The sequence below is a fragment of the Magnetospirillum sp. 15-1 genome, from assembly GCF_900184795.1.
GTDB lineage: Bacteria > Pseudomonadota > Alphaproteobacteria > Rhodospirillales > Magnetospirillaceae > Phaeospirillum.
The window spans coordinates 569,327-582,283 of the sequence record NZ_FXXN01000026.1; the positions used below are offsets into that span (position 1 = coordinate 569,327).

General features: G+C 65.4%; 10 protein-coding genes, 1 tRNA gene and 1 pseudogene. 8 read left to right on the forward strand and 4 right to left on the reverse strand.

All coding sequences use genetic code 11. The annotated features are described in order from the left end of the window. Positions 1 to 102 precede the first annotated feature (102 nt). Positions 103 to 1,899 (reverse strand): class I poly(R)-hydroxyalkanoic acid synthase, encoded by a 1,797-nt coding sequence (gene phaC / locus CP958_RS18140; RefSeq protein ID WP_096703591.1) that lies wholly within the window; start codon positions 1,897 to 1,899, stop codon positions 103 to 105. 216 nt (positions 1,900 to 2,115) lie between these two features. Between phaC and CP958_RS18145 the strand changes: the two genes are divergently transcribed. The 6 genes from CP958_RS18145 to CP958_RS18170 all read left to right on the forward strand — a co-directional run bounded on the left by CP958_RS18145 (position 2,116) and on the right by CP958_RS18170 (position 8,837). After that, entirely contained in the window at positions 2,116 to 3,261 is a 1,146-nt protein-coding gene (locus CP958_RS18145) for a hypothetical protein (RefSeq protein WP_096703592.1), read from the forward strand. 131 nt (positions 3,262 to 3,392) lie between these two features. Then, complete coding sequence (locus tag CP958_RS18150; protein ID WP_096703593.1) at positions 3,393 to 4,628, forward strand: LL-diaminopimelate aminotransferase; 1,236 nt, start codon at positions 3,393 to 3,395, stop codon at positions 4,626 to 4,628. Continuing rightward, a complete protein-coding gene (locus CP958_RS18155) occupies positions 4,625 to 5,914 on the forward strand; it encodes a homoserine dehydrogenase (protein WP_096703594.1) in 1,290 nt (429 codons plus the stop codon). Before CP958_RS18150 ends, CP958_RS18155 begins: the two co-directional genes overlap by 4 nt. 12 nt (positions 5,915 to 5,926) lie before the next feature. Next, entirely contained in the window at positions 5,927 to 6,919 is a 993-nt protein-coding gene (glpX, locus tag CP958_RS18160; RefSeq protein WP_096703595.1) for a class II fructose-bisphosphatase, read from the forward strand. After that, a complete protein-coding gene (gene recJ / locus CP958_RS18165) occupies positions 6,916 to 8,691 on the forward strand; it encodes a single-stranded-DNA-specific exonuclease RecJ (RefSeq protein ID WP_096703596.1) in 1,776 nt (591 codons plus the stop codon). Before glpX ends, recJ begins: the two co-directional genes overlap by 4 nt. A gap of 70 nt (positions 8,692 to 8,761) precedes the next feature. After that, positions 8,762 to 8,837, forward strand: a tRNA-Glu gene (locus tag CP958_RS18170). A 301-nt stretch (positions 8,838 to 9,138) separates the two neighbouring features. On the opposite strand, the gene CP958_RS18175 is transcribed toward CP958_RS18170, so the two are convergent. Both CP958_RS18175 and CP958_RS18180 read right to left on the reverse strand, forming a co-directional pair. After that, the gene (locus tag CP958_RS18175) at positions 9,139 to 10,437 is read right to left on the reverse strand and encodes a hypothetical protein (RefSeq protein WP_141400566.1); all 1,299 of its coding nucleotides are present in this window, start codon (positions 10,435 to 10,437) and stop codon (positions 9,139 to 9,141) included. Between the two features lie 26 nt (positions 10,438 to 10,463). Beyond that, positions 10,464 to 11,048, reverse strand: coding sequence for a hypothetical protein (locus CP958_RS18180; RefSeq protein WP_096703598.1), 585 nt, complete (start codon positions 11,046 to 11,048; stop codon positions 10,464 to 10,466). A gap of 111 nt (positions 11,049 to 11,159) precedes the next feature. On the opposite strand from CP958_RS18180, the gene CP958_RS18185 reads away from it, so the two are divergent. Further along, positions 11,160 to 11,636 (forward strand): hypothetical protein, encoded by a 477-nt coding sequence (locus CP958_RS18185; protein WP_096703599.1) that lies wholly within the window; start codon positions 11,160 to 11,162, stop codon positions 11,634 to 11,636. A 59-nt stretch (positions 11,637 to 11,695) separates the two neighbouring features. Here the strand turns inward: CP958_RS18185 and CP958_RS18190 are convergent. After that, a protein-coding gene (locus tag CP958_RS18190; protein ID WP_242442982.1) for an IS5 family transposase occupies positions 11,696 to 12,426 on the reverse strand; the annotation gives its coding sequence in 2 pieces (ribosomal slippage) (positions 11,696 to 12,129 and positions 12,129 to 12,426; 732 coding nt in all). A gap of 47 nt (positions 12,427 to 12,473) precedes the next feature. Between CP958_RS18190 and CP958_RS18195 the strand changes: the two are divergent. Then, positions 12,474 to 12,957 (forward strand): annotated as a pseudogene (locus tag CP958_RS18195) (transposase); the annotation flags it as partial.

Here is a 12,957-nt window from a genome sequence, read left to right on the forward strand (position 1 = left end):
GGCATCACGCCATAGATACGGGCAGAGACCCGGCCCCACGAAAAAAGGCGGCCCCCGCAGGGGCCGCCTTGATTGATCGACCGACCGGTCAGGTCTGAACCGTCAAACCGCCTTGACCCGGACATAGGAACCGGGAGCGGCCTCGATGGCCTTGAGCTTGCCGGAGCCGGGCACGCGGGCCGGCACCTGCTTGCCCGCGAACTTCTCCACCCACTTCTGCCAATCGGTCCACCACGAACCCTCGACCTGGGTGGCGCCGGCCAGCCAGACCTCGGGGTTCTTGGGCTTCTTGGTGTTGGTCCAATAGCAGTACTTGTTGGCGGCGGGCGGGTTGACCACGCCGGCGATGTGGCCCGAGGCCGACAGCACGAACTTGATCGGTCCCGACACATGCTGAGTCAGGGCGTAGGTGCTCTGCCACGGCGCGATATGATCCTCGCGGGTCGACAGCATGTAGAGCGGGGTCTTGATATTGCCCAGATCGATCTTGACGCCGTTCAGCTCGATGCCGCCCGGCTCGATCAGCCTGTTCTCCTGGTACATCTTGCGCAGATAGAAACTGTGCATGGCCGCCGGCATGCGGGTCGAGTCCGAGTTCCAGTACAGAAGGTCGAACGGGAACGGGTCCTTGCCCAGCAGGTAGTTGTTGACCACGAACGACCAGATCAGATCGTTGGCGCGCATCATGTTGAAGGTGGTCGCCATGTCGCGGCCGTCGAGGTAGCCCGCCTGGTTCATGCGGGTCTCCAGGGCCGAGAGCTGCTCCTCGTCGATGAACACCCCCAGTTCGCCGGGGTCCTTGAAGTCGGTCATGGTGGTGAAGAAGGTGGCCGACGCGATGCGGTCGTCGCCCTTGGCGGCCAGATAGGCCAGGGTGCAGGCCAGCAGCGTACCGCCCAGGCAATAGCCGGCGGCGTTGATCTGCCGGGAGCCGGTGGCCTTCTCGATGGCGTCCATGGCGGCCAGCGGGCCTTCCAGCATGTAGTCGCCGAATCCCTTATGGGCCAGCTTCTCGTCCGGATTGACCCAGGAAATGACGAACACGGTGTGGCCCTGGTCCACGGCCCACTTGATCAGCGAATTCTTGGGGCGCAGGTCCAGGATGTAGAACTTGTTGATCCACGGCGGCAGGATCAGCAGCGGCTTCTCGAAGGCCTGCGGCGTGGTCGGGTCGTACTGGATCAGCTGCATCAGATCGGTCTGGAAGACGATCTTGCCCGGGGTGACGGCAATGTTCTCGCCCACCTTGAAGGCGTCGTAATCGGTCATCTTGATGGCCAGGTTGCCCTTGCCGCGCTCAAGATCATCCAGCAGGTTGTTCAGGCCCTTCAGCAGGTTTTCGCCCCGGGTCTCCACCGTGGCGCGCAGCACCTCGGGATTGGTCAGGACGAAGTTGCTGGGCGCCATGGCGTCCACGAACTGGCGGGTATAGAAGTCCACCTTCTTGGCGGTGTGGTCGTCCAGGCCCTCGACGTTCTTCACCACGCCCTGCATCCAGCGGGCGGACAGCAGGTAGGACTGCTTGATGAAGTCGAAGATCTCGTTTTCCTGCCACATCTCGTCCTTGAAGCGGCGATCACCCGAATCGGGAGAGACCACCGGCTGGGTCTCCTCCCCCAGCATGCGCCGGGCGGTGTTCTGCCACAGGGACATATAGTCCTGCCACAGGTTGAGATTGGCCTCGACCAGCTTGGCGGGGTCGCTCATCAGCTTGGCCGTCATCTCCATGAAGGCGTTGCCGATGTTCAGCGGGTCGGCCGTCGCCGCCGTGGGGTCCGCCGCCTGCCGGGTCAGGAAGTCGGTCACGATGCGCTGGGAGCGTTCGGCGATATTGGTCATCGCCTTGGAGAGTTCCGTCGCGTCGATCATTTTGGAATCGGTGCCCGTCTGCTCGGCCATACAGCTACCCCTTATTACGGTGCATCCAGAGTGCAACCATACACGGCGAACGTTCCCTTGTCCCACCGTCCGGCGTCGAGGTGGGTGCACCGCCCATCTTTTCCGCCCGTTCCATAGGCCTATATACTTTCGAACCATGGCCTGATAAACGTGAACTTGCCGTAAAAATCGGTCCAAACAAAATAGTTTCTCGATAGCGGGGGCAGCAGTTCGTCCATGTTCGATTGCATCGAGGCTTGGCGCCGTCGTCATGAGCGCCGCACGCTGGCCGTCGGCCGGAGCGTCGCCATCGCCGCTCTGATCGCCGGCTGTTCGTACGTTCCCGACGCCCTCAACCCCGTCGAGTGGTACAAGGGTGTCGCCGGCATGTTCGAAGGCGACGAGGCCCCCGTGGTGGCGGCACCCCGCCGGCCGGAAGGCTCGTTCCCCAACGTCAACGAGGCGGGCACCAGACCCTCCCCGTCGGGCAAGGGCCTGGCTGGCGACAGGGGCAACGCCAAGTACGCCGATTCGGTGCGGCGCGAACCCACCCCCACCAAGCAATTGGCCAAGAAGACGCAGCCCGCCCAGACCCAGGTGGCCGAAACGCCGGCTCCGGCCCCGACTCAGGTGGCCCAGGCGCCCGAGGCCCCCGATCCGTCCGGCAAGGGCTCCTATCAGCCGTCGCTCGACCGTCGCATGCAGACCGCCCGCGACGAAGGCCCCAGCGCTCCGCCCAGGACGGCTCCCGCCGGCCCGCCGGCCCGCGCCGAGATTCCCGAAGCCGTGCCGGCCCGCCGCGGCCTGCTGGCCGACCATTACCAGAGGCGTCTGGCCGAATCCGCCGTCGCCACCAACAAGGGCGATGCCTTCACCGGCGTTCCCGCCGCCCGCACCCAGGCCTCCTACAACCAGCCGGTGCAGACTTACGCCGTTCCCGCCCAGCCGCCCATGGGTATGAGCCGTTCGCCGGCTTTCGCCGCCGATACCGGCGAACGCGCCCCGCAGCTGGTGGCGCCCAAGGGCGTGCGCGGCGTCAAGGGCATGGTGGCCCCCAAGGGTCCCGCCGCCCAGTTCGAGGTGGCCTCGGTACAGTTCGGCCCCAGTGGCGGCCTGACCGCCGCCGATGGCGCCCAGTTGCGCGAGGTCGCGGCTCTGCAGCGCCAGACCGGCGGCGTGGTCCGCATCGTGGGCTATCCCTCGCCGGGCGCCGTCTCCTTCGCCGGCCAGGACGATGCCAGCATCGCCCTGGGCCGCGCCAAGGCGGTGGCCAAGTCGCTGACCAGCCTGGGCGTGCCCGCCAAGAAGATCATGGTGGCCGCCGACCCGATGGCTCCCTCGGCCTTCGACGACAGCGGCGCCAAGGTTTCCATCGAATACTGATGGCCCGGCTGATTTGAACGGAGTCCGGGCTTGCATGCCTGGGTCCGTTCAAATAGCCATCGATTCTTGACCGCTGCGGCATTAGGGTCCCCTTTGCAAGGGGGGCCTTCGCAGCAGATTAGGTTCGGCCCATGAGCAGTCAGCAGGATTTTCACCGGATCAAACGGCTTCCGCCCTATGTGTTCGCCGAGGTGAACGCCATGAAGGCGCGTGCCCGCGCCGCTGGCGAGGACATCATCGATTTCGGCATGGGCAATCCCGACCAGCCGACGCCCCCCCACATCGTGGACAAACTGGTGGAGGCCGCCCGCAACCCGCGTGCCCACCGCTATTCCATGAGCCGCGGCATCCCCGGCCTCCGAAAGGCGCTGTCCGCCTATTACCACCGCCGCTTCGGCGTCGACATAGACCCGGAGAACGAGTGCATCGTCACCCTGGGCTCCAAGGAAGGCCTGGCCAATCTGGCCAACGCCATCACCAGCCCCGGCGACATCGTGCTGGTGCCCAATCCCAGCTATCCCATCCATCCCTACGGCTTCATCATCGCCGGCGGTTCGTGCCGCTTCGTGCCGGTGACCCCCGACGCCGAGTTCCTGAAGGCGCTCGACCGCGCCGTGCGCCATTCGGTGCCCAAGCCCATCGCCCTGGTGCTGAACTATCCCAGCAATCCCACCGCCCTGCTGGCCGACCTCGACTTTTACGGCCAGGTGGTGGAGTTCTGCCGCCATCACGGCATCTGGATTCTGTCGGACCTCGCCTATTCGGAAATCTATTTCGACGTGGCCCCGCCGCCGTCGATCCTGCAGATTCCCGGCGCCAAGGATATCGCGGTCGAGTTCACATCCATGAGCAAGACCTACAACATGCCGGGCTGGCGCATCGGCTTCGCCGCCGGCAACAAGACGCTGATCGCCGCGCTGGGCCGCATCAAGAGCTATCTGGATTACGGCGCCTTCACCCCCATCCAGGTGGCGGCCACCGCCGCGCTGAACGGGCCGCAGGATTGCGTCGACGACATCCGCGCCCTTTACAAGGGCCGCCGCGACGCCCTGATCGAGGGGCTGGCCGCCGCCGGCTGGGACATCCCCAGCCCGCCCGCCACCATGTTCGCCTGGGCGCCCATCCCCAAGGCCTTCGCCCATCTCGGCTCGCTGGAATTCTCCAAGCTGCTGATGAGGGAAGCCCAGGTCGCGGTGGCGCCCGGCATCGGCTTCGGCGAATACGGCGATTCCCATGTCCGCATCGGACTGGTGGAAAACGTCCAGCGCACCCGTCAGGCGGTGCGCAACATCAAAACCTTCCTCGGCAACACCGGACAGGTGCTCGAGGCTTCCGAAAAACAGCGTACGGCAGGAACGGAACAATGACCAAAGCCTCCCCCCTCAAGATCGCCATCGCCGGACTGGGCACCGTCGGGGGCGGCACCGTCCAGTTGCTGCACGATCACGCCGAGTTGCTGGCCGCCCGCGCCGGGCGCCCGTTGGTCCTGGTCGGCGCCGCCGCCCTGGTCAAGCCCGCCGACCTGGCCCTGGACAACGTGCCGTTCTTCACCGACGCCCGCGACATGGCCAAGACCTGTGATTACGACGTGCTGGTGGAACTGATCGGCGGCGCCAAGGGCATCGCGCTCGACGTGGTCACCACGGCGCTGGAACGCGGCAAGAGCGTGGTCACCGCCAACAAGGCGATGATCGCCCACCACGGCGTCGCCCTGGCCCGTCTGGCCGAGGCCAACGGCGGCAATATCGGCTTCGAGGCCAGCGTCGGCGGCGGCATTCCGGTGATCAAGTCCCTGCGCGAAGGTCTGGCCGGCAACCGCGTCACCAAGGTGATGGGCATCCTCAACGGCACCTGCAACTACATCCTCACCACCATGCGCGATTCGGGCCGCGACTTCGCCGACGTGCTGGCCGAGGCGCAGGCCCTGGGCTATGCCGAGGCCGACCCCAGCTTCGATATCGACGGCACCGACACCGCCCACAAGCTGGCCATCCTGGCCTCGCTGGCCTTCGCCATGCCGGTCAACATCGAGGCCGTGTCGTGCGAGGGCATCCGCAACGTCAGCGCGCTGGACATCCGCTACGCCGACGAACTGGGCTACCGCATCAAGCTGCTGGGCGTCGCCTCGCTGTCCGACCAGGGCGTCGAGACCCGCGTCTATCCCGCCATGGTGCCGCTCAGCTTCCCGCTGGCCCATGTGAGCGGCCCCTTCAACGCCATCGTCACCGAGGGCGATTTCGTCGGCCGCACCGTGCTGGAAGGCCGCGGCGCCGGGGCACGGCCCACCGCGTCGGCAGTGGTCGCCGATCTCATGGACCTGGCCACCGGCCGGGTAGGCCCCACCTTCGGCCTCAGGGTCGATGCGCTCAAGGCGCAGCCCGCCGCCCCGTCGGGTGCGCACCGCAGCGCCTACTACATCCGCCTGATGGTCAGGGACGAGCCCGGCGTGTTCGCCGACGTGGCCGCCGCGCTGAAGGCCGACAAGGTCTCCATGGAGCAGATCATCCAGCGCGGCCGCGCGCCGTCCGAGGTGGTGCCGGTGGTGATGACCGTGCACGAGACCGACGAGGCCTCCATGCTGCGCGCCGTGGAGCGCATCCGGGCGCTGGCCTCGGTCACCGACCTGCAGCTCATCCGTATCGAGTCCCTCTAGAGGCGCCGGGCCATGTCCATCTACTCCAACACCCTGCCCGTCCTCGACCGCAATCTCGCCCTCGAGGTGGTGCGCGTCACCGAATCCAGCGCGCTGGCCGCCGCCCGCCAGACCGGGCGCGGTGACGAGCGCGCCGCCGATCAGGCCGCCTGCTCGGCCATGCGCCATGCCCTCAACGGGCTGGCCATGGACGGCGTCATCGTCAACGGCGAAGGCGACGACCCCAGCCAGCCGCTCCACACCGGCGAGAAGGTCGGCACCGGCAAGGGTCCCAAGGTCGACATCGTGCTGACCGCCCTGGAAGGCCGCTCCATCTGCGCGCGCGGCGCCCACAACGCGCTGTCGGTGGTGGCCATGACCGAGGAAGGCAGCTTCCTCAAGGTGCCGCAGCAATCCTACATGGAGAAGATCGTGGTCGGGGCCGGCCTGCCCGCCGGCCTGATCGATCTCGACGCCACGCCCGAGGAAAATCTGGCCCACATCGCCGAGGCCAAGGGCCTGACCCTGTCCGAACTGACCGTCAGCGTCCTGGACCGTCCGCGCCACGGCGAGCTGATCGAGCGGCTCTACGCCGCCGGGGTGCGGGTCACCCTGTTCGACGACGGCGACGTGTCGGGCGCCCTGGCCGCCGGCCTGCCCGGCTCCGGCGTCGACGCCTATATGGGCTCGGGCGGCGCCGCCCAGGGTGTGCTGGCCGCCGCCGGGCTGAAATGCCTGGGCGCTCAGATGCAGTGCCGCCTGCTGTGCCGCTCGGAACAGGACCATGCGGCGGCGCGCCGGGTCGGCATCGCCGACACGAGGCGCAAGTGGAACATCGACGACATGGTGCGGGGCGAGGTGATGTTCGCCGCCACCGGCATCACCGACGGCCATGTGCTGAAGGGTGCCCGCCTGCTGCCCGGTCACCGGGCGGAAAGCCACTCCCTGGTCATGCGCTCGGCCACCGGCACCATCCGCCACCTGAGCGTCCAGCACGACCTCAGCCGGAGCCATCTGCCCGCATGAGCCACACCCAGCCGGCCTTCCTGGGGGTCGAGCGCTCGCTGTCCGGGCGGCGCTGGCTGGCGCGGCCGGGTGACGAGCGTCTGGCCCTGACCCTGGCCCAGCGCCTGGGCCTGCCCGAACTGGTGGGCCGCGTCCTGGCGTCGCGGGGCGTGGGGCTGGACGAGGCGGAAAGCTTCCTCAATCCGACGCTGCGCGACCTGCTGCCCGATCCCGGCCACCTCAAGGGCATGGAAAGGGCGGTGGAGCGGCTGGTCGCCGCCGTCACCGGCGGCGAAACCATCGGCATCTTCGGCGATTACGACGTGGACGGCGCCACCTCCTCGGCGCTGCTCAGGAACGCCCTGGCCGACATGGGGGCCAAGGCGCGCGTCTACATCCCCGACCGCATCAAGGAAGGCTACGGCCCCAACGCCCCCGCCCTGCTCCGCCTCAAGGACGAGGGCATCGGCGTGGTGGTCACCGTGGATTGCGGCACCACCGCCTTCGATGCCCTGGAGGCGGCGGCCCAGGCCGGTCTCGACATGATCGTCGTCGACCACCATGTGGGCGAGGCGGCGCTGCCCGCCGCCCTGGCGGTGATCAACCCCAACCGCCTGGATGAGACCAGCCCCCACGGCCATCTGGCCGCCGTGGGCGTCGCCTTCCTGCTGGCCGTCGGCCTCAACCGCGGCCTGAAGCAGGCCGGCTGGTACCAGTCGCGCCCCACCCCCGATCTGATGCGCTGGCTCGACCTGGTGGCGCTCGGCACCGTCTGCGATGTGGTGCCGCTGGTGGGCGTCAACCGCGCCCTGGTGGTCCAGGGACTGAAGATCATGGCCAAGCGCGGTAACGTGGGGCTCGCCGCCCTGGCCGATGTGGCCGGCGTCAAGGAGCGCCCCGATTCCTATACCCTGGGCTATGTCCTGGGGCCGCGCGTCAATGCCGGCGGCCGAGTGGGCGAGGCCGAACTGGGCACCCGCCTGCTGTCCACCGACGACCCGGCCGAGGCCGCCGAGATCGCCCGCCGGCTGGACGGCTACAACAAGGACCGCCAGGAGATCGAGGCCGTCGTGCTGCTCGATGCCATCGAGCAGGTGGAGGGCCGCCCCGACGATGGCCGCCCGCTGCTGATCGCGGCGGGCGAGAACTGGCATCCCGGCGTCATCGGCATCGTCGCCGGGCGCCTCAAGGAGCGCTATGGCCGCGTCGCCTGCGTGGTGGCCCTGGAAGGCGATCAGGGCAAGGGCTCGGGCCGTTCGGTTCCCGGCCTGGACCTGGGCTCGGCGATCATCGCGGCACGGCAGGCGGGCCTGCTCAGGGCCGGCGGCGGCCACGCCATGGCGGCGGGCTTCACCGTGGCGCGGGACAGGCTGGACGCGCTTTCCGACTTCCTGGCCGAACGCCTGCAGGCCCAGTTGGAGGGCGATCTGGTGCCGCTGCTGGAACTGGACGGCGCGCTGGACGCCGGCGCGGCCGGCATCGAACTGGTGGAGACCCTCGCAGGGGTGGGTCCCTTCGGCTCGGGCAACCCGGAACCACGCTTCGCCGTGTCGGGCGCCCGTATCGTCAAGGCCGACGTGGTGGGCTCGGGCCATGTGCGCCTGATGCTGGCCGGAGCCGGCGGCAAACGCCTGAAAGCCATCGCCTTCCGCGCCGCCGACTCGGAAATGGGCCACGCCTTTCTGTCCTCCTCGGGCACCGCCTTCCACGTGGCCGGAACGTTGCGCGTCGATACCTGGCAGGGCAATTCCAGCGTCCAGCTGATCATCGACGACGCCGCTTTCGCCCGATGATGCGATTTTGCAGCATTATGCCTTGATTTCCCCCCCAAGGGCGGCTATCAAGTCGCCCTCGCGCCTCGACGTCCCCTTCGTCTAGAGGCCTAGGACACCGCCCTTTCACGGCGGCGACACGGGTTCGAATCCCGTAGGGGACGCCATTCTCACAAGACAAACCGGCTCTACCGCTAAGAGGCGGCCTTGGATATCCCAAGGTTCCGCGCGGTTTTCGCATGTCTATGTGCTGACGCGAGCTTGCCGGAAATCGGCCAAATTCTCTCTCCGTGGCTCTTTCCTCTCCAGACCTGTTGACACGCTCTTCCGTATCAACAGGTCTGTAAGTCGTTGTATTTGCGGCGATGCAAGATAAATGTTGTGGCGTGTAGTTTAGGGAAACTGGTGGGGGATCGAAGAAGTCTGGTGGCGGACGGTGTTTGCAGGGTATCTGACGAAAAGTCTCTTTCAAGAAGAGGACGGCGGCGGAAAGACAGCATCTCTCCAACCCCCGAGATGGGTCGTATAGTGCCCTTCGTATCCAAGAGACCGGAACACGATGCGGATCACGAGTTCCCTGATAACCATCGCATGATCCCACAGATCGGCCTTTCCCTCGTCTTCGTCCTCATAGACCCCCGCGTGAACCACAGCGTTCCTGGCATCTATCGCCAACTTGATCCTGGCCTCACCGATATCGTGGATGGGCACCTCCAGCTTCTCCAGGAGCGTGGTCAGCTTGCACATGAAAGTTCGTCGTTCGAACTCACAGGAGCGTTTGTACAATTGATCCCTGGTCTGGGAGAGGGCTTTTCCGCCGAAAGTATCTTTTACCAGCTTCCTGAACACCTTGACGAAGCTCCCGGCCTCCGCAGGTGTCAGCACCAGCTTTTCCTCATCGGTCAGCCCCACATCCACGAGGTTTTCGAGGGCCGTCATGGCGTGGATGAGGTGCTGAGCGGTGTAGACACCGGACAGTAGGAACCAGGACAAGGCCGCGAGCAGGTTCTCGCCAGTCGGGTATGACTTGGCGACGACATTGAGGAGCTGTCCCAGCTCATGCCAGCGGAATGCTGCCATCTGGGTGCCACGGTCTGGAATTCGGCAGAACACCGTTACGGTGATGGTGTTAGCGACCCGGAATTCCCAGACGGGCGCCTCCATGGTCACGCCCATGGCAAACGACATGTACCAGCGCACATGGTGCAGGAATGTTTCGGCATCAGGCCGCCATATGTCAGCGGCGGTCTCGGGCGCAGGTGCCGTGATGGTCAAAAAATGGGTCAGAGGGTGCTGGACGTCAGCAAGACCGACCGTACCCATGACGATTTCGCCAAATGCCGAGGAGGCCTGCAGCGGAGCAAACCAATCCGAATGATCAGGCGTGCCCCTCAGCCAAAACACCACCGTGGGCCGATCGGCGGGTTGATCGGTCTGACGTTCAAAAACCGCCTTGCTGCAGCGCCCCTTGATTGGGAAGCAGTATCCATCCTTGCCCGCTTTGTGGTTGATGGACGTCAACAGCAGATGCTCACTGTGAAATTTCGTTCCGTCAACCGACTCGCCTTCCAATGTCAGGTAGGTGACCTTCTCGGTGTGGACGCCCATGAGATTGATGATGAAGCGGCTCTCTGGGGTCGATGGCACGTCATCGAACCCGATGACGAGGGTGCCGCTACCATCCACCCGTGCGATGAACGCGACAGCCACTGCATTGGCGCCGTGGCTGAGGATGCCTTGGAAGTGCCGTTCCTCCATCAATCCCATGTCCGCCATTGTCCAGGCCAAACCCCTCACCGAATTTCAAAGCAGGCAATATCCCACACCCAGCCTCCGGGGTCCTGGACGGACGGTTGGACGGCCTGATAATGGCTGGCACCGGTACGATTCTTGATCGCCTCGAACCGGCGTTTGATGGTGTCGACTGCCGTCTTCCCCTTGGCGACGGTGTAGCCGACTACGTAGCCGGAATTGATGGGGTTGCTCTTGGCGCGAATCCACTGACGGATCCGCTCGGCATCACGGTTGCAGGAATCCGCGTTCCAAGCCTTCTTGGTCTCGATGATTGCGCGCGGCAGCCCTCCCTTGTACCAGAGCCGCATGTCGAACCGTTCCCGGTCGGACATCTTCACCGTCCTCCGGTCGATTTTCATATCGACATCGGCCAGGATTTTTTTGGTCGAGGCTTCCAGGGTCACGTAAAGGCGATCGTCCTGATCCTTCAGGTCCTTGAATGCGAGTGCAATGCAAGCCTGGAGAAACGACTCCGGCGCATTGCCGACCCAATGCCCACCGCTGAGGTCCTGGTATGTCTCAAAGGCGCTCCTGGCGCCGGAGAGAATGGTGTCCATGATGATGGCGCTGGAGATGGCAGTCATTGGCATGCACTCAAGATAGTCTACTCACCACGGAAGAGTAACCTAGTGGTTGCCAACGGTCACCAGTGCAATGCATTCTTGTCGGCCTCAGCAGATGGACGGAGGAGAACTTTGAACGATCTGTCATCCCCTCCGCTCGATCGCATCGACTGTCACCTGACCATGGCTTGGCAGGAGGTCGGATCGGTTTCCATATCCGACGGCGGGCGCCTGACCTTCCCCGACATCGGCAATACCCCTGGGCTGTACCGGATCACCATCCGACGAGCGACCTCACGCGAGGTCTATATTGGCGAGGCCACCAACCTGCGGCGCCGGTTCCACAATTATCGCAGTCCGGGGCCGACGCAGGAGACCAGCAAGCGCATCAATGGCCTCCTGATGAAGGTGTTGGCCGAGGGCGCTGAAGTCGGCGTCGCCGTGGCCCTAGAGGCCATGATCGACAGCGGGCATGGCCCCGAACTTGCGGACCTCACGTCCAAGGTGACGCGGTGCCTGGCGGAGAACGCGGCGATCTTGGCGGCAGCCAGGACGGCCGACCGAATCCACAACCTCGCCCAGAAGGTGCCCGACAGTGCGGTACCGTGATGCCGATCCCGTCAGCCGCCTGGAGACCTGGGCTCGCGACTTCCTAGGCCGTAGACTCATTACGCGGCGCACCAAATGCGCAGGGCGACGAGCTTTACGGCGGCGAGGAAATTCCGTGGGTCTTTGTCATAGCGGGTGGCGATCCCCCGGAAGTGTTTGATCTTGTTGAAGAAGCGTTCGACCAGATTGCGCTGGCGATAGACCCAGGCGGAAAAGGCGAAGGTGCCCTTGCGGTTGGACCTGACCGGGATGTTGGCCCAGGTCTTGTTCTTCTCGGCCAAGGCCCGAATGGCGTTGCTGTCATAGCCCTTGTCGGCCAGCAGGGTTGAGCCGTCGCCCAAGGCTCCATCGAGCAAGGCTTCGGCCTCGACGCTGTCGTGGACCTGCCCGGCGGTCAGGCGCAGGGTGACGGGACGGCCTTCCGCATCGACGAGCGCGTGGATTTTGCTGGTGAGCCCCCCACGGGAACGTCCCATGCTGCCATCGTCGAGAGCCCCTTTTTTCCCGTGGCCCCGTGTTGGTGAACGCGGACACAGGTCGAGTCGATCATGATGATGTCGCCATCGTAAGCCTTGGAGATTTCCTCCAGAAGCCGGTCCCAGACGCCCGCCTTGCGCCAGCGGACGAACCGGTTGTAGCAGGTGGTCGATGGGCCGTAGCGCTCGGGAACTTCCGCCCAAGGCGAGCCCGTGCGGAACCGCCACAGGATACCGTTCAGGACCCGACGGTCATCAACCCGAGGCACGCCGCGAGGCTTGTTCGGAAGCAAGGGCTGACCTGCCTTGGAAATCTTCCTCCAGTTTGAAGTAGAGTCCGGCCCATCAGAGGACGGACGACATGAAGCGCAGCAGGTTCAGTGAAGAACAAATCATCGGCATCCTGAAGGAGCAGGAGGCCGGGGCGGGGACGGCGGATGTGTGCCGCCGGCACGGCATTTCGAGCGCCACTTTCTACAAATGGAAGGCCAAGTATGGCGGCCTGGAGGTGTCGGAGGCGCGGCGGCTGAAGGCGCTTGAGGATGAGACCCGAAGGGCAGCGCAGCAAACGCCCGGCTGAAGAAGCTGCTGGCGGAATCCATGCTGAACGAGGCCGCGCTCCGCGATCTTCTGGGAAAAAAATGGTAGGGCCCGCCGCCAAGCGGGAAGCTGTCGCCCATCTGCGGAATGCTTTCGAGATGAGCGAGCGTCGGGCCTGCTCGGTCATCGCAGCGGATCGCACCATGATCCGCTACCGCTCGATCCGGCCGGACGACAGTGCCTTGCGCGACCGCCTGCGCGGGCTTGCCGCAAGCGTCGCGTCGGCTATCGACGGCTGTTCATCC

What these genes read in the sequence shown, in the direction of transcription:
- phaC (WP_096703591.1), bottom strand. Translation starts at nt 1,899, where the DNA reads ATGGCCGAGCAGACGGGCACCGATTCCAAAATGATCGACGCGACGGAA.
- CP958_RS18145 (WP_096703592.1), top strand. Translation starts at nt 2,116, where the DNA reads ATGTTCGATTGCATCGAGGCTTGGCGCCGTCGTCATGAGCGCCGCACG.
- CP958_RS18150 (WP_096703593.1), top strand. Translation starts at nt 3,393, where the DNA reads ATGAGCAGTCAGCAGGATTTTCACCGGATCAAACGGCTTCCGCCCTAT.
- CP958_RS18155 (WP_096703594.1), top strand. Translation starts at nt 4,625, where the DNA reads ATGACCAAAGCCTCCCCCCTCAAGATCGCCATCGCCGGACTGGGCACC.
- glpX (WP_096703595.1), top strand. Translation starts at nt 5,927, where the DNA reads ATGTCCATCTACTCCAACACCCTGCCCGTCCTCGACCGCAATCTCGCC.
- recJ (WP_096703596.1), top strand. Translation starts at nt 6,916, where the DNA reads ATGAGCCACACCCAGCCGGCCTTCCTGGGGGTCGAGCGCTCGCTGTCC.
- CP958_RS18175 (WP_141400566.1), bottom strand. Translation starts at nt 10,437, where the DNA reads ATGGGATTGATGGAGGAACGGCACTTCCAAGGCATCCTCAGCCACGGC.
- CP958_RS18180 (WP_096703598.1), bottom strand. Translation starts at nt 11,048, where the DNA reads ATGACTGCCATCTCCAGCGCCATCATCATGGACACCATTCTCTCCGGC.